Annotated in this window: 16 protein-coding genes; 9 read left to right on the forward strand and 7 right to left on the reverse strand. The window is 55.9% G+C overall.

Features of this window, described 5'->3' with window-relative positions:
* Window positions 1-53: 53 nt before the first annotated feature.
* Window positions 54-1,328 carry an MFS transporter gene (locus AC0TN7_RS06570; protein WP_024907329.1) on the reverse strand — a complete coding sequence of 425 codons (1,275 nt, stop codon included), beginning with the start codon at window positions 1,326-1,328 and terminating at the stop codon, window positions 54-56.
* A gap of 193 nt (window positions 1,329-1,521) precedes the next feature.
* Between AC0TN7_RS06570 and AC0TN7_RS06575 the strand changes: the two genes are divergently transcribed.
* The gene (locus AC0TN7_RS06575; RefSeq protein WP_473701936.1) at window positions 1,522-3,144 is read left to right on the forward strand and encodes an isovaleryl-CoA dehydrogenase; all 1,623 of its coding nucleotides are present in this window, start codon (window positions 1,522-1,524) and stop codon (window positions 3,142-3,144) included.
* Here AC0TN7_RS06575 and AC0TN7_RS06580 read toward each other — a convergent pair.
* From AC0TN7_RS06580 to bsmA, 3 genes are all read right to left on the reverse strand, one after another.
* A complete protein-coding gene (locus AC0TN7_RS06580) occupies window positions 3,141-5,072 on the reverse strand; it encodes a methyl-accepting chemotaxis protein (protein WP_208763429.1) in 1,932 nt (643 codons plus the stop codon). The two genes, AC0TN7_RS06575 and AC0TN7_RS06580, sit on opposite strands and share 4 nt — an antisense overlap.
* Window positions 5,073-5,244: 172 nt before the next feature.
* Window positions 5,245-5,532 (reverse strand): DUF1471 family protease activator YjfN, encoded by a 288-nt coding sequence (yjfN, locus tag AC0TN7_RS06585; RefSeq protein WP_032645202.1) that lies wholly within the window; start codon window positions 5,530-5,532, stop codon window positions 5,245-5,247.
* Window positions 5,533-5,668: 136 nt separating this feature from the next.
* A complete protein-coding gene (gene bsmA, locus AC0TN7_RS06590; RefSeq protein WP_024907326.1) occupies window positions 5,669-5,998 on the reverse strand; it encodes a biofilm peroxide resistance protein BsmA in 330 nt (109 codons plus the stop codon).
* 137 nt (window positions 5,999-6,135) lie between these two features.
* Between bsmA and yjfP the strand changes: the two genes are divergently transcribed.
* Window positions 6,136-6,858, forward strand: a complete 723-nt coding sequence (gene yjfP, locus AC0TN7_RS06595; protein WP_473701937.1) for an esterase — start codon at window positions 6,136-6,138, stop codon at window positions 6,856-6,858.
* On the opposite strand, the gene ulaR is transcribed toward yjfP, so the two are convergent.
* Window positions 6,855-7,610, reverse strand: a complete 756-nt coding sequence (gene ulaR / locus AC0TN7_RS06600; protein WP_024907324.1) for an HTH-type transcriptional regulator UlaR — start codon at window positions 7,608-7,610, stop codon at window positions 6,855-6,857. The two genes, yjfP and ulaR, sit on opposite strands and share 4 nt — an antisense overlap.
* A 110-nt stretch (window positions 7,611-7,720) precedes the next feature.
* Window positions 7,721-8,785, reverse strand: coding sequence for an L-ascorbate 6-phosphate lactonase (gene ulaG, locus AC0TN7_RS06605; RefSeq protein WP_024907323.1), 1,065 nt, complete (start codon window positions 8,783-8,785; stop codon window positions 7,721-7,723).
* Window positions 8,786-9,143: 358 nt separating this feature from the next.
* On the opposite strand from ulaG, the gene ulaA reads away from it, so the two are divergent.
* From ulaA to AC0TN7_RS06635, 6 genes are read left to right on the forward strand one after another with little or no spacing between them, the layout of a single operon-like run.
* Window positions 9,144-10,544, forward strand: a complete 1,401-nt coding sequence (gene ulaA / locus AC0TN7_RS06610; protein WP_024907322.1) for a PTS ascorbate transporter subunit IIC — start codon at window positions 9,144-9,146, stop codon at window positions 10,542-10,544.
* Between the two features lie 12 nt (window positions 10,545-10,556).
* A complete protein-coding gene (gene ulaB, locus AC0TN7_RS06615; protein WP_003856022.1) occupies window positions 10,557-10,862 on the forward strand; it encodes a PTS ascorbate transporter subunit IIB in 306 nt (101 codons plus the stop codon).
* Between the two features lie 9 nt (window positions 10,863-10,871).
* Entirely contained in the window at window positions 10,872-11,339 is a 468-nt protein-coding gene (gene ulaC, locus AC0TN7_RS06620; RefSeq protein ID WP_024907321.1) for a PTS ascorbate transporter subunit IIA, read from the forward strand.
* 12 nt (window positions 11,340-11,351) lie between these two features.
* Complete coding sequence (gene ulaD, locus AC0TN7_RS06625; RefSeq protein WP_008502901.1) at window positions 11,352-12,002, forward strand: 3-keto-L-gulonate-6-phosphate decarboxylase UlaD; 651 nt, start codon at window positions 11,352-11,354, stop codon at window positions 12,000-12,002.
* 9 nt (window positions 12,003-12,011) lie between these two features.
* Window positions 12,012-12,872 carry an L-ribulose-5-phosphate 3-epimerase gene (locus AC0TN7_RS06630; RefSeq protein ID WP_473701938.1) on the forward strand — a complete coding sequence of 287 codons (861 nt, stop codon included), beginning with the start codon at window positions 12,012-12,014 and terminating at the stop codon, window positions 12,870-12,872.
* Window positions 12,865-13,551, forward strand: a complete 687-nt coding sequence (locus AC0TN7_RS06635; protein ID WP_473701939.1) for an L-ribulose-5-phosphate 4-epimerase — start codon at window positions 12,865-12,867, stop codon at window positions 13,549-13,551. Before AC0TN7_RS06630 ends, AC0TN7_RS06635 begins: the two co-directional genes overlap by 8 nt.
* Before the next feature lie 141 nt (window positions 13,552-13,692).
* Here AC0TN7_RS06635 and yjfY read toward each other — a convergent pair whose 3' ends face one another.
* Window positions 13,693-13,968, reverse strand: coding sequence for a DUF1471 family protein YjfY (yjfY, locus tag AC0TN7_RS06640; protein WP_010427445.1), 276 nt, complete (start codon window positions 13,966-13,968; stop codon window positions 13,693-13,695).
* A 341-nt stretch (window positions 13,969-14,309) separates the two neighbouring features.
* Here yjfY and rpsF point away from each other — a divergent pair, with 341 nt between their 5' ends.
* On the forward strand, window positions 14,310-14,705 hold the full coding sequence (gene rpsF / locus AC0TN7_RS06645; protein WP_014068637.1) for a 30S ribosomal protein S6: 396 nt from the start codon (window positions 14,310-14,312) through the stop codon (window positions 14,703-14,705).

A 14,705-nucleotide genomic window follows, 5' to 3' on the forward strand; every position in this document is an offset into this window, starting at 1 on the left:
CTCCCTCTCCCCGTGGGAGAGGGCCGGGGTGAGGGCACCAGACGGTGACAAACTCACTCCTCTAACGACCGCAAATGGTCATCCTTCCGCAGCGTCATCAGCGCGAAAATACTCACCACCGCCGTCGCCATCACGTAGTACGCCGGAATATCCAGGTTACCCGTCTGCTTAATCAGCCCGGTAATAATTAACCCCGCACAGCCTGAGAAAATCGCGTTCGACAACGAGTAGGCCAGCCCCAGCCCCGTATAGCGCACGCGCGTCGGGAACATCTCAGATAGCATCGCCGGGCCTGGCCCTGCCAGCATCCCGACCAGACCGCCCGCAATCAACACCACAACAGCCTTCACCGCCAGCGTACTCGACTCTGCCTGAAGAATTTTCAGCAGCGGCAGGGCGAGGATCAGCAGCAGCGCGGTGGCGATAATCATCACCCTGCGACGCCCGATCCTATCGCTCAGGATCCCCGACGGAATGATGGTGAGTGCAAAACCAATATTCGAAATCACCGCTATAAGCAGCGCCTGGTTAAACCCGGTATGCAGCGCCGACTGCAGATAGGTCGGCATAATCACCAGGTAAGTGTACCCCGCTGCAGACCAGACCATTACGCGCCCAATCCCCATCACGATGGCCCGGAGCGTGGCGGCAGTATCCGCCTGAGCGATAACCGGTTTATCCTGCTGCTGCACAAAGCTGGGTGTCTCTTCCATACTGACACGAAGCCACAGCGCAACGACGCCCATGGGCAGCGCCAGGAAGAAAGGAATGCGCCAGCCCCAGTCGTGCAGGGCTTCCGGCGTGAGGAGGGCAGAGAGCAGCGCCACGATGCCTGCGCCTGCTAACAGCCCCAGCGCCACGGTAAAGGACTGCCACGCGCCATAGAGCCCACGCTTGCCGCGCGGGGCAAACTCCGTCATCAGCGAGACCGCGCCGCCGTACTCACCGCCAGCGAAAAGTCCCTGCAGGATGCGCAGCAGCGTAATAATGAGCGGCGCGGCAATCCCGATGCTGGCATAGACCGGCACAATGCCGATGGCGGCGGTAGCGAGCGTCATCAGCACCAGCACAATAATGAGCGTCGGCTTACGGCCAATCCGGTCGCCGATGCGGCCAAACACCACCGCACCCAGCGGGCGGAAGAAGAAGGCGATGGCAAACGAGGCGTAGGTGAGGATCAGGCTGGTGAGCCCCGCTTCCCCTTCAAGCTGGAAGAAGTTTTTCGCAATGACGGTCGCCAGAAAACCGTAGACCGCAAACTCATACCACTCGATAAAGTTACCAATGGAGCCTGCAATTAATGCTCGCTTGTGCGCATCCGGTTGCATAACGATCCTCACTGAAAAGGGTAAGAATAAATTATTCAACAAAAGCGAAGTCATGAAATAGTTTATTCTTATGTTCTGTGAGCTATTTCACGAATGATATCAGCGGGATCGTGAACGTGTGACTCCCCTCCCATGCAGCGTGTGCGCGGTCTGTCCATACTTATCGTCATTGCCACTGAAGGAGGGAGACAGCATGCACTGGCAGACCCATACCGTTTTCAATCAACCTGCACCGCTTTCCAACAGTAACCTTTTCCTCTCGGACTGCGCCCTGCGCGATGCGGTCGCGCGTGAAGGGGCCGAGTGGGATATCGAACTCCTCGCCAGCATTGGTCAGCAGCTGGGTACGGCGGAATCGCTGGAACTGGGCAGGCTGGCGAACGTGAATCCGCCGGAGTTGCTTCGCTATGACGCCACCGGGGAGCGGCTGGATGACGTCCGCTTTCACCCGGCATGGCACCTGCTGATGCAGGGCCTGTGTGCCAACCGCGTGCATAACCTGGCGTGGGAAGAGGAGGCGCGTAAAGGGGCGTTTGTCGCGCGGGCCGCACGCTTTGTGCTTCATGCTCAGGTGGAGGCGGGCACGCTGTGCCCTGTCACCATGACGTTTGCCGCGACACCGCTCCTGCAGCAGGCGCTCCCCAAACCCTTTCACGACTGGCTGACGCCGCTGCTCAGCGATCGCTACGATCCTCATCTTGCGCCCGGCGCGCAAAAGCGCGGCCTGCTGATCGGTATGGGGATGACGGAAAAGCAGGGCGGCTCAGACGTGCTCAGCAACACCACCAAAGCGGAAAAATGCAGCGACGGCAGTTATAGGCTGGTGGGACATAAATGGTTTTTCTCCGTCCCGCAAAGCGATGCGCATCTCGTGCTGGTGCAGGCGAAGGGCGGACTATCCTGCTTTTTTGTGCCGCGCTTTTTACCTGACGGGCAGCGCAACGCCGTCCGGCTGGAGCGCCTTAAGGACAAGCTCGGGAACCGCTCCAACGCCAGCAGCGAGGTGGAATTCCTTGATGCCTCCGGCTGGCTGCTGGGGGAAGAAGGCGAAGGGGTACGGCAGATCCTCAAAATGGGCGGCCTGACGCGCTTTGACTGCGCGCTGGGCAGCCACGGACTGATGCGTCGGGCGCTGTCGGTGGCGCTGTACCATGCGCATCAGCGCCAGACCTTCGGCAAAAATCTTATCGATCAGCCGCTCATGCGCGAAGTGTTAAGCCGGATGGCGCTGGTGCTGGAGGGACAAACGGCGCTGCTGTTCCGCCTGGCGCGGGCGTGGGATAAACGCGCGGATCCGCAGGAGGCGGCATGGGCACGGCTGTTTACCCCGGCCGCGAAATTTAGCGTGTGCAAAGCGGGCATCCCGTTTGTGGCTGAAGCGATGGAGGTGCTGGGGGGAGTCGGGTACTGCGAGGAGAGCGAACTTCCCCGCCTGTATCGCGAGATGCCGGTGAACAGCATCTGGGAAGGGTCCGGTAACATCATGTGCCTGGACGTGCTGCGCGTGCTGGCGAAGCAGCCGGGTATACACGATCGGCTTGCCGATGAGTTTGCACAGGTCAAAGGGCAGGACAGACACTTCGACCGCAGCTGGCGACAGCTTCAGCAAAAACTGCGTAAACCGCAGGAGGCGCAGGGGCGGGAGATCGCCCAGCAGCTTTTCTTGCTGAGTGCCGGGAGCGAAATGCTGCGGCACGCGTCGCCCCCGGTGGCGCAGGCGTGGTGCCGCATGATGCTGGATACCCGTGGCGGAACGGTGATGAGCGAGCAGGTGCAAAGTGACCTGCTGCTGCGTGCGACGGGCAGAGTCGGCTAGCCTTTTAGCTGGAACAGACTCACCAGTTGAGCCAGGTGTGAACCCTTCTCGCGCAGCGTTTGAGCCGTTTGTTCGCTGCGTGAGATGCGATCGGCATTGATATGCGACGCTTCGCCAATGTGGGTCATGGCGAGGTTCACCTGACCGATCCCGGCGGACTGCTCGCGTGAGGCATGATTAATCTCGGTGACCAGCTGGCTGATGTTATCGATATGAATGATGATGTCATCCATCGCCAGGCGCGTCTGTTCAGACAGCGCATGGCCCTCACTCACTTTTCTGAGCGTATCGCCAATCAGCTGTTCAATCTCCTTCACCGCGTTAGCGCTGCGTCCCGCCAGGGCGCGAACTTCCTGCGCGACGACCGCAAACCCTTTTCCATGCTCGCCCGCGCGGGCCGCTTCCACTGCCGCATTCAGCGCCAGGATATTGGTCTGAAAAGCAATGGACTCGATCACGCGCGTGATGTCTGCGATGCGTTTTGACGCTTCGCGAATGTCGTCCATGGTCGACACCGCGTGGGTGACCGTCTCACCGCCCTGATGAACCGCGAGCGAGGTTTCACCCACCAGCTGCTGCGTTTGCTCCATGTTGGCGGCATTTTGCTGCACGGTGGCGGCCAGCTGCTCCATGCTGGCGGAGGTCTCTTCCACGCTGCTGGCCTGCTTGTTGATCTGCTCTGAAATCTCGCCGGTATCGGCGGCCAGCGCGTTGGTACCTGAATGGATTTCGCCTGCGGCCTCGCGGACCTGCAGGACAATTTTTTGCAGGCCGCCACCGATGCCGTTGATGGCGTCGATCAGCTGGCCGACTTCGTCCTGACGCGTCACGGGCAGGCTGGAACGGAGATCCCCTGCGGCATATTGCCGGGCAAGATGGATCACATTGCGCAGTGGTCGGGTCAGCACCCGGCGAATCAGGACTACAAACAGGCCAGCAAACAGGATGGATAAGGCCGTACCGGCGAGGAGGAAACCGTCGCGCATGGCGGTGACGCTTGAGAGCAGCACCGATTTATCCACTTCACCCACGATAGTCCAGTTCCAGCCTGGCAGCGGGGTATAAGCCATTTTCAGCGTGCGACCGTCGTCGCTTACGCGCTCCAGCGTGCCGGGTTTATTACTCAGAAGCTGCTGCTGCGTCGCGTCGTCCCACTTCGGCAGTTTTCCCTCTTCGCTGGCGTGGAAAAGGTATTGCCCGCGCGTTTTGCCGTTGCTGCGATCCAGCACGAAGAAGTGACCGCTCTCGCCCAGGCGGCGGTTGAGGATTTTCTCACGCATGACGTTCCAGGAGTGGGTGATGTCCACCCCGACAAAGACGATCGCAATGACCTGTCCTTCGGCGTTTTTAACCGGCTGGTACTGGGTGATGTAGCGTTTGCCAAACAGCAGCGCCAGGCCGCGGTAGACTTCACCTTTGTTGACGGCGGCAAAGGCCGGGCTGGCGTTATCCAGAACGGTACCCATTGCCCGCTCGCCGTTCTCTTTACGCAGGGAAGTGGCTACGCGAACAAAGTCGTTACCGCTGCGTACAAACAGCGTCGAAATGGCTCCCGTGCGGTTCAGGAACGCGTCCGAAAGCGTGTTGTTTTCATGCAGCCCGGTATCTCCGCCTTTCAGAAGCGGAACGCTGAGCCCGTTAATTGTCTGGGTTTGGGAAGCATCAATGTTCAGGGGCTGCGGTAAAAAGGTGGTGAACAGACGGGTATAGCTCTCAACCTCTTCACTCAGGCTGGTGTTAAACATCTGCACCATGTCGACCATGCCGGTGGACTGATTATGCAGATCTTCTACCGCAAGGGCTTCAAGCTGCTGGCTGGCTTTTTGGCTGAGCAGAAAAGTGAAAAGCAGAAACAGCGTGGCGACACTGACGCCCGTAAGCAGCGACAGCTTCGCACCCAGGCCTGCGCGGCGAAAAATGTTGATCATAAATTGCTCATCATTGAAAAGGTATGGTTCTTCAACGGCAGAGCGGGGATTACGTTTACTGAATTAATGTAACAAAATGTTATTTTATTGTTCTTGTTTTGTTTTTTATAAGATAAAAAATTTGCAAAAACGAAAAGCCACTAAAAATAAGTGGCTTTTATCAGGAGGGAGATTACACGTAGAGAATGGCCTGTACCCGCCAGTGGTCGATATGGTTATCTTCCTGCATCTGGATGATGCGATACCATGAAGCACCCTGCTCATCGGCCTTTAATGCCACGACACGTTCAACGTCTTGCGGGCTCCCCGAGATATTATTCACGGAGATCTGGCCAATCTCATTCAGGCCAGTCACACAATCAGCACTGGCGAATTCTGCTGACTGCGCGGTGGTGCTCAGCAGGCCTGCTGAGAGCAACAGTGAGGTCAAAGCAAGAGTTCGTTTCATCGTCAGCTCCATTTCACATATATCCGGTATCCGCCGGGCAATCCTTCGCAAATAAACTCCCTTCCATTGACGCGGGCATGGAGTTTATTGTGGACAGGAAAATGTCTATGGACGCAAAGCAGTGTAAATCTCGTTCAAAGGTAAACCATTATTTACGGTACAAAATGGCCTGTGAATACCACTGTCCCGTTATGATGGTTTCGTCGATCATAATGATGACGTAATAATCTGCTTTGGCGGCGACGGCCTGTGCTTTTATTGCCGCTTCTGCGTCATCCGGAGAGCCGCGAACCAGCGCGGAGATGGTGCCCATTCGTTGTAATCCTTCCGTCTGATTACGACGAATCTCCTGTGGATGATCGGCGACCGGTGGAGCGGGTTGCGGCGTTCCCTGCAGCGCGCTACAGCCACTGAGCAGAAACACCAGCAATAAAGCAGCAAACCTGCGCATAACCATATCTCGTTTCCTGATAGCCATAGTGTAGTTGTCTGTGAATTTAGTTTTGGGGGAATGTTCCCGAAGTGTTATCTGGGACGTATATTTCGAATGAAAATGACGTGAAAGCGTAACCCAGTTCTCAACATTATGAATCATACATTCGCACAGGGTCGACAATGATTGAAATTGAAATACGCCACCTCGGCGACCATGAAATTTTACACGCGATGCCAGCGGGTAAACGTGATGAACCGCTGCCTGTTGTGGTTTTTTATCATGGGTTTACCTCATCGAAGCTGGTTTACAGTTATTTTGCGGTCGCGTTGGCGCAGGCGGGGTTTCGGGTAGTGATGCCGGATGCACCCGACCACGGCGCACGCTTTTTGGGTAACGAACAGGCGCGTCTTGGGCAGTTCTGGCACATTCTGCACGGGAGTCTGACCGAGTTTGCCGGGCTGCGTGATGCGCTGTATGAGGCAGGGCAGGTGGCCGACAATCGTCTGGCCGTGGCTGGGGCGTCGATGGGCGGTATGACGGCGCTGGGGATTATGACGCATCATCCTGAAGTGAAGTCTGTCGCCTGTCTGATGGGCTCGGGCTATTTTACGTCGCTGGCGAAGACGCTTTTTCCTCCCCAGGATTTAACGGAAATCACCGCGACGCTCGAAGAGTGGGACGTGACCCGGGCATTGCCGCGCGTGGCAGATCGCCCGCTGCTGCTGTGGCACGGTGACGCGGATGATGTGGTCCCGCCCGAGGGAACCTTCCGCCTGCAGCAGGCGTTAATGAATGCAGGACTGGACGGTAATCTGACCTGTCTGTGGGAACCGGGCGTCCGCCACCGCATCACGCCAACGGCGCTGGATGCCACGGTAGCGTTTTTCCGCCAGCACCTTTAAACGCGCAGCACTTTTACGCCCTGATCTTCCAGCTTCTGGAGGATCTCAGGGTTGGCGCCTTTGCCGGTGATCACCATGTCGATCTGTTCGGCACGGCTGAATAACATCCCTGCGCGCTCGCCCACTTTGCTGCTGTCGACCAGCACAACGAGCTTGCCCACAACGTTAAGCATGTTTTGCTCCGCCATCGCGGTCAGCATATCGGTTTTATACAGGCCATCTGCCGTCAGGCCTTTGCCACTGGTAAACATCCAGTGCCCGGCATAGAGACTGTTTTCGCTGTCCTGAGGGCTAAGGGTGATGGACTGGCTTTTGTTGTACTGCCCGCCCATGATCACCACGCTCTCATGCTCCTGGTCGATGAGATAGTTGGCGAGCGGTAAGTAGTTGGTGATGATTTGCACCGGCTTGCCGCACATTTCACGGCCCAGCAGAAACGCCGTGGAGCCGCAGTTGATGACCACGCTCTCGCCGGGATTCACCAGCTGCGATGCGGCTCTGGCAATCCGCACTTTTTCATCATGATTCTGCGCCTGATGAATATTCATCGGAGACCAGCGAGGGCGCTGCTGGCTGATCGCTTCCGCGCCGTTGCGGACCTTTTTCAGCTTGCCGCTTTCATCCAGCTTGTTGATATCCCGCCGCGCCGTTGCCGGGGAGATGCCTAAACGTTCGATCACTTTCTCGACGGTGATAAACCCGGTTTGCGCCAGGAGTTCCAGGAGAATTTGATGCCGTTGCGCTTCCGTCATGAGCTATTCCGATAAGAATTGATTTGAAAAGATGATATTTGAAATAGCGTGAAATTACTAAAAGAAATATGACATCGCCAGACATCATGTCTGGCGATGCGGCTGCACAATCAGAGGAAGGACTTGAACGGCAGGTCTGGCTCAATGGTGAAGCAATCATCGAAACCACGTGGGTAGTGATATTCGAAATTATCTTTGTCCAGTGGCCAGGTGAACTTGCCGCCGACCTGCCAGATGAACGGCTTGAAGCCATACTTCAGGCGGTCTTTTTTCATTTCCCACAGCACGCGGATCTCCTGCGGATCGGCCTGGAAGTTTGACCAGATATCGTGGTGGAACGGAATCACCACTTTGGTATTCAGCGCTTCCGCCATGCGCAGCATGTCGGCGCTGGTCATTTTGTCGGTAATACCGCGCGGGTTCTCGCCGTAGGAGCCCAGCGCCACGTCAATCTGATGCTCGTTACCGTGCTTCGCGTAGTAGTTGGAGTAGTGAGAGTCGCCGCTGTGGTACAGGGAGCCGCCAGGGGTTTTAAACAGATAGTTAACCGCGCGCTCATCCATACCGTCCGGCAGTACACCCGCGGCTTTCTGATCGGCAGGCAGGGTGATCAGTGCTGTACGGTCAAAGGCGTCCAGCGCGTGGATTTCAATGTCTTTAATTTTCACCACGTCGCCAGGCTTCATCACGATGCAGCGCTCTTTCGGCACGCCCCAGCCGATCCACAGATCCACGCAGGTCTGTGGCCCGATAAACGGCACATCGTCAGCACAGTTTTGCATCACCGCAGCCGCCACGTTCACGTCGATATGATCGTTGTGATCGTGAGTAGAAAGGACGGCGTCGATCTGGCGAATGGCAAACGGATCGAGCACAAACGGTGTGGTACGCAGGTTCGGCTGCAGTTTTTCCACGCCCGCCATGCGCTGCATCTGATGGCCTTTTTTCATCAGCGGGTTGCCGTGGCTCTGCTTGCCGGTGCCGCACCAGAAATCGACGCAGATGTTGGCACCACCTTCTGATTTCAGCCAGATACCGGTACAGCCCAGCCACCACATTGCAAACGTGCCAGGAGCAACCTGTTCCTGCTCAATCTCTTCATTCAGCCAGCTGCCCCACTCCGGGAAGGTGCTCAGAATCCATGACTCACGGGTGATGGTGTTCACTTTACTCATCGTTTTGACTCCTGGTTTAATCAAAAATAATCACATGGTGATTTGTTGTGATTTATGCTGGCACCATTTGACGCGCTTTGCAATGGCAAAAATGCGGAATTTTATCTGCGCAACTTCACGTACTCTGCACTTATTCCTTGTTAGACTATCCGGTATTAAACATTAATTGCATGAATTATAAAGGTTAATTTATTTCTCATGTATGGTAGTGAAAATCATTACTAACACCATGGAAATAAATTGCGTGATACGTCACAAATAATCAAATTCAATCTTGTGGTGATTATTTGTGATTAATAGAGTGATGACACCAACCACACAGGGATTGCCCCTCGTGTTCTCATTTCTGGAGAGAGTTATGGAGATCCTCTACAACGTCTTTACCGTGTTCTTTAATCAGGTAATGACCAACGCCCCGCTGCTGCTGGGTATCGTGACGTGTCTGGGTTATATCCTGCTGCGCAAAAGCGTCAGCGTGATTATTAAAGGCACCATCAAAACCATTATCGGTTTCATGCTGTTGCAGGCGGGGTCAGGCATTCTGACCAGCACCTTTAAGCCGGTCGTCGCCAAAATGTCGGAAGTGTATGGCATCAACGGTGCCATCTCTGACACTTACGCCTCAATGATGGCGACCATCGAGCGCATGGGTGATGCCTATAGCTGGGTGGGGTATGCGGTACTGCTCGCCCTGGCGCTGAACATCATCTACGTTCTTCTGCGCCGTATTACCGGCATTCGCACCATCATGCTCACCGGCCACATCATGTTCCAGCAGGCGGGGCTGATCGCGGTTTCTCTCTATATCTTCGGCTACCCAATGTGGACCACGATTATCTGCACCGCGGTGCTGGTCTCGCTCTACTGGGGTATCACCTCCAACATGATGTACAAGCCGACTCAGGAAGTGACTGACGGCTGCGGTTTCTCCATCGGCCATCAGCAGCAGTTTGCCTCCTGGATTGCCTATAAAGTTGCACCGTACCTGGGCAAAAAAGAAGAGAGCGTTGAAGACCTCAAGCTGCCGGGCTGGCTGAATATTTTCCACGACAACATCGTTTCAACCGCGATTGTGATGACCATCTTCTTCGGCGCCATTCTGCTCTCCTTCGGCATTGACGTTGTTCAGGCGATGGCGGGTAAAACCCACTGGACGGTTTATATCCTGCAGACCGGCTTCTCCTTCGCGGTGGCCATTTTCATCATCACTCAGGGCGTGCGTATGTTCGTCGCCGAACTGTCGGAAGCCTTCAACGGCATCTCGCAGCGCCTGATCCCTGGTGCGGTGCTGGCGATTGACTGTGCCGCTATCTACAGCTTCGCGCCAAACGCGGTGGTCTGGGGCTTTATGTGGGGCACCATCGGCCAGCTGATTGCGGTGGGCATCCTGGTCGGCTGCGGCTCCTCAATCCTGATTATTCCTGGCTTTATCCCGATGTTCTTCTCCAACGCCACCATCGGCGTCTTCGCTAACCACTTCGGCGGCTGGCGCGCGGCGCTCAAGATCTGCCTGGTCATGGGTATGGTGGAAATCTTTGGTTGCGTATGGGCGGTGAAGCTCACCGGTATGAGTGCCTGGATGGGCATGGCGGACTGGTCAATTCTGGCACCGCCGATGATGCAGGGCTTTGCCTCCGTCGGGGTGGTCTTTATGGCCGTCATCATCCTGATTGCTCTGGCTTATATGTTCTTCGCTGGCCGTTCGCTGCGAGCTGAAGAAGATGCGGAAAAACAAACAGCAGAAGTCTCTGCTCATTAAGGAGTTTCGATTATGACCGTACGTATCCTGGCTGTGTGTGGTAATGGGCAAGGCAGCTCCATGATCATGAAGATGAAAGTGGACCAGTTTTTAACCCAGTCAAACATCGACCACACGGTGAACAGCTGCGCGGTGGGTGAATACAAAAGTGAACTCAACGGCGCGGACATCATCATCGCCTCTACCCATATCGCCGGCGAAATTAGCGTGTCGGGCAATAAATATGTGGTGGGCGTGCGCAACATGCTGTCGCCTGCGGATTTCGGACCAAAACTGCTGGAAGTGATCAAAGAGCACTTCCCACAAGACGTGAAGTAAGGACGCCACATGAAACTACGTGATTCGCTCGCAGAGAATAACTCCATCCTTTTACAGGCTGAGGCCAGCACCTGGCAGGAAGCGGTGAAGCTGAGCGTGGATCTGCTGGTTAAGGCTGACGTTGTCGAGCCGCGTTACTACCAGGCCATTCTTGATGGCGTCGCGCAGCACGGCCCTTATTTTGTGATAGCGCCAGGGCTGGCAATGCCGCATGGGCGTCCTGAAGAGGGCGTGAAGAAAACCGGCTTCGCGCTGGTGACGCTGAAAACGCCGCTGGTGTTCAACCACGAAGATAACGACCCGGTCGACATCCTGATCACCATGGCCGCGGTCGATGCTAACACCCACCAGGAGGTGGGCATCATGCAGATCGTCAATCTGTTTGATGACGAAGCTAATTTCGACCGTTTACGCGCCTGCCGTACCGAGCAGGACGTGCTGGATTTAATTGATAACGCCACTGCGGCGGCAGTCTAAGAGGAATTGAACATGTCATTACCCATGTTGCAGGTTGCGCTGGATAACCAAACTCTGTCCCACGCTTACGAAACCACCCGCCTGATCGCGGAAGAAGTGGATATCATCGAAGTCGGCACCATTCTCTGCGTAGGCGAGGGCGTGCGCGCCGTTCGCGATCTGAAGGCGCTCTATCCGCATAAAATCGTGCTGGCAGATGCCAAAATTGCCGACGCAGGCAAAATCCTTTCCCGTATGTGCTTTGAAGCGAATGCTGACTGGGTCACCGTGATCTGCTGTGCGGATATCAACACCGCCAAAGGCGCGCTGGACGTGGCAAAAGAGTTTAACGGCGACGTGCAGATTGAGTTGACCGGCTTCTGGACCTGGGAGCAGGCGCAGGAGTGGCGCGATGCGGGCATTCAGCAGGTGGTGTACCACCGTAGTCGTGATGCGCAGGCCGCAGGCGTGGCGTGGGGCGAAGCGGATATCAGCGCGATCAAACGTCTGGCGGATATGGGCTTTAAAGTCACCGTCACCGGCGGTCTGGCGCTGGAAGATCTGCCGCTGTTCAAGGGCATTCCGATTCACGTCTTTATTGCCGGTCGCAGCATTCGTGATGCGGCGTCTCCGGTGGAAGCGGCGCGTCAGTTCAAACGCTCAATCGCTCAGCTTTGGGGCTAAGGAGCGGGTATGTTGTCAAAACAGGTCCCGCTTGGCATCTATGAAAAGGCACTCCCTGCGGGGGAGTGCTGGCTGGAGCGGTTACAGCTGGCAAAACATCTGGGCTTCGATTTTGTCGAAATGTCCGTGGATGAGACGGACGAGCGTCTCTCTCGCCTCGACTGGAGCCGCGAACAGCGCCTGGCGCTGGTGAGCGCCGTTGCTGAAACGGGTGTGCGCGTGCCGTCCATGTGCCTGAGCGCCCACCGTCGTTTTCCGCTCGGCAGCGAAGACGATGCCGTACGCGCGCAGGGGCTGGAGATCATGCGTAAAGCCATTCGCTTTGCGCAGGATGTCGGTATCCGCGTGATCCAGCTGGCGGGTTATGACGTTTACTATCAGGAAGCCAACGATAAAACGCGCCGTCGTTTCCGTGACGGCCTGAAAGAGAGCGTTGAGATGGCCAGCCGCGCGCAGGTCACGCTGGCGATGGAGATCATGGACTACCCGTTAATGAACTCCATCAGCAAGGCGCTGGGCTACGCGCACTATCTGAATAACCCGTGGTTCCAGCTTTATCCCGATATCGGCAACCTGTCAGCATGGGATAACGACGTGCAGATGGAGCTGCAGGCAGGCATGGGGCATATCGTGGCGGTGCACGTCAAAGATACCCGTCCTGGCGTGTTTAAAAACGTACCGTTCGGCACCGGGGTGGTGGATTTTGAACGGTGCTTCGAAACGCTCAAAGAGACAGGCTATTGCGGGCCTTACCTGATTGAGATGTGGAGCGAGACGTCGGACAACCCGGCAGCGGAAGTGGCGAAGGCGCGGGACTGGGTGCGCGAACGTATGGCGCGGGCAGGGTTGCTGGAGGCTGAACATGCTTAAGCTTAAACAGCAGGTCTTTGAAGCCAACATGGATCTGCCGCGCTATGGCCTGGTCACCTTCACCTGGGGCAACGTAAGCGCTATCGACCGCGAGCAGGGGCTGATCGTGATTAAGCCGAGCGGCGTGGCGTATGACACCATGAAAGCAGACGATATGGTGGTGGTGGATCTCGACGGAAACGTCGTGGAGGGAAAATGGCGTCCCTCTTCAGATACCGCAACCCATCTGGCGCTGTACCGGCGTTATCCGTCCCTTGGCGGCGTGGTGCATACCCACTCCACGCATGCGACGGCCTGGGCACAGGCGGGGCTGCCCATCCCGGCGCTGGGCACGACCCACGCGGACTACTTCTTTGGCGACATCCCCTGCACGCGGGCATTAACGCAGGATGAAGTGGAAGGTGAATACGAGCTCAACACCGGAAAGGTGATTATCGATACGCTGGGAGAATGTGAGCCGCTGCATACGCCGGGTATTGTGGTCTATCAGCACGGCCCGTTCGCCTGGGGAAAAGATGCCCACGACGCCGTCCATAATGCGGTCGTCATGGAGGAGGTGGCACGCATGGCGTGGATTGCCCGTGGCATCAACCCACAGCTTCAGGGCATTGATGATTACCTGATGAACAAGCATTTCATGCGCAAGCACGGCCCGAATGCCTACTACGGGCAGAAGTGAATAAGCGCTCTGGAATACCTAAAAACAGTTGTAACCGGTGGTATTCCGGAGCCATTCACAAAAAAAAGCCCCCGGGCAGGGGGCAACGTCAACTATGGCTATGTTCTCGTTGTTGGCTTTCCTGGTGCTAGCGTTAATGCGTTATCGGTAAATATCTGCACTGGCGTGCATGTTGCCGTTGCTGCCGGGCTCACGGGTTAACATCACGTGGTAATAGGTTGCGCCCTGTGCATCGGTTTCTTCATTAAGGGCCTGATCTGCTTCACTTTCCGTGGCGAAATTATGATTGATGTAAATGACGCCCAAGCTTTGCACATCATCCATGTTTCTGGCCTGTCGGCTGTCTATCTTGATGGCTGCCATCGCGTTTGCACTGAGCAAAAGCGCCGCCATTATGGCTAATGCGATTTTTTTCATGATATGCGCTCCACGACTGCGTGCTGCGAGAGGGGGGATGCTCCTTCTTTAATTCAGGTGATCTCTGATTAAAGTGTAATCACTCATCCGGCGGGGATGCGTGACCATTTCTGATGCAGTTGTTCAAAAAAACAACGCTTCCGGGTGTGACCAATTTTAAATCACCCACTTAGACCCGCTTCGCGCTTTGTGCGAATTATTTGTGCAATCAGCTTGAGTTTCCAGGGGCGCGCAAGTATTATGACGCGTCAATTTTTCAGCCGACCTTTAACACGTTCCTTGCCTCCCCGGGCCTCGGCTGACCCAGACAGGAGGCTGAATAATCCGTAAGGAGCAATTCGATGCGTCATTACGAAATCGTTTTTATGGTCCATCCTGACCAGAGCGAACAGGTTCCGGGTATGATTGAGCGTTACTCTGCTGCCATCACTGGTGCAGAAGGTACGATCCACCGTCTGGAAGACTGGGGCCGCCGTCAGCTGGCTTACCCGATCAACAAACTGCACAAAGCACACTACGTTCTGATGAACGTTGAAGCGCCGCAGGAAGTGATCGATGAGCTGGAAACTACCTTCCGCTTCAACGATGCCGTTATCCGCAGCATGGTTATGCGTACCAAAAACGCAGTTACCGAAGCATCTCCGATGGTTAAAGCGAAAGACGAGCGCCGTGAGCGTCGCGATGATTTCGCAAACGAAACCGCAGATGATTCTGATGCTGGGGATTCTGAAGAGTAA

The organism is Enterobacter sp. PL_is511 (assembly GCF_055816065.1).

Excerpts from the sequence above, each read along its gene's own strand:
- AC0TN7_RS06570 (WP_024907329.1), bottom strand. The coding sequence starts at position 1,328 with ATGCAACCGGATGCGCACAAGCGAGCATTAATTGCAGGCTCCATTGGT.
- AC0TN7_RS06575 (WP_473701936.1), top strand. The coding sequence starts at position 1,522 with ATGCACTGGCAGACCCATACCGTTTTCAATCAACCTGCACCGCTTTCC.
- AC0TN7_RS06580 (WP_208763429.1), bottom strand. The coding sequence starts at position 5,072 with ATGATCAACATTTTTCGCCGCGCAGGCCTGGGTGCGAAGCTGTCGCTG.
- yjfN (WP_032645202.1), bottom strand. The coding sequence starts at position 5,532 with ATGGAGCTGACGATGAAACGAACTCTTGCTTTGACCTCACTGTTGCTC.
- bsmA (WP_024907326.1), bottom strand. The coding sequence starts at position 5,998 with ATGGCTATCAGGAAACGAGATATGGTTATGCGCAGGTTTGCTGCTTTA.
- yjfP (WP_473701937.1), top strand. The coding sequence starts at position 6,136 with ATGATTGAAATTGAAATACGCCACCTCGGCGACCATGAAATTTTACAC.
- ulaR (WP_024907324.1), bottom strand. The coding sequence starts at position 7,610 with ATGACGGAAGCGCAACGGCATCAAATTCTCCTGGAACTCCTGGCGCAA.
- ulaG (WP_024907323.1), bottom strand. The coding sequence starts at position 8,785 with ATGAGTAAAGTGAACACCATCACCCGTGAGTCATGGATTCTGAGCACC.
- ulaA (WP_024907322.1), top strand. The coding sequence starts at position 9,144 with ATGGAGATCCTCTACAACGTCTTTACCGTGTTCTTTAATCAGGTAATG.
- ulaB (WP_003856022.1), top strand. The coding sequence starts at position 10,557 with ATGACCGTACGTATCCTGGCTGTGTGTGGTAATGGGCAAGGCAGCTCC.
- ulaC (WP_024907321.1), top strand. The coding sequence starts at position 10,872 with ATGAAACTACGTGATTCGCTCGCAGAGAATAACTCCATCCTTTTACAG.
- ulaD (WP_008502901.1), top strand. The coding sequence starts at position 11,352 with ATGTCATTACCCATGTTGCAGGTTGCGCTGGATAACCAAACTCTGTCC.
- AC0TN7_RS06630 (WP_473701938.1), top strand. The coding sequence starts at position 12,012 with ATGTTGTCAAAACAGGTCCCGCTTGGCATCTATGAAAAGGCACTCCCT.
- AC0TN7_RS06635 (WP_473701939.1), top strand. The coding sequence starts at position 12,865 with ATGCTTAAGCTTAAACAGCAGGTCTTTGAAGCCAACATGGATCTGCCG.
- yjfY (WP_010427445.1), bottom strand. The coding sequence starts at position 13,968 with ATGAAAAAAATCGCATTAGCCATAATGGCGGCGCTTTTGCTCAGTGCA.
- rpsF (WP_014068637.1), top strand. The coding sequence starts at position 14,310 with ATGCGTCATTACGAAATCGTTTTTATGGTCCATCCTGACCAGAGCGAA.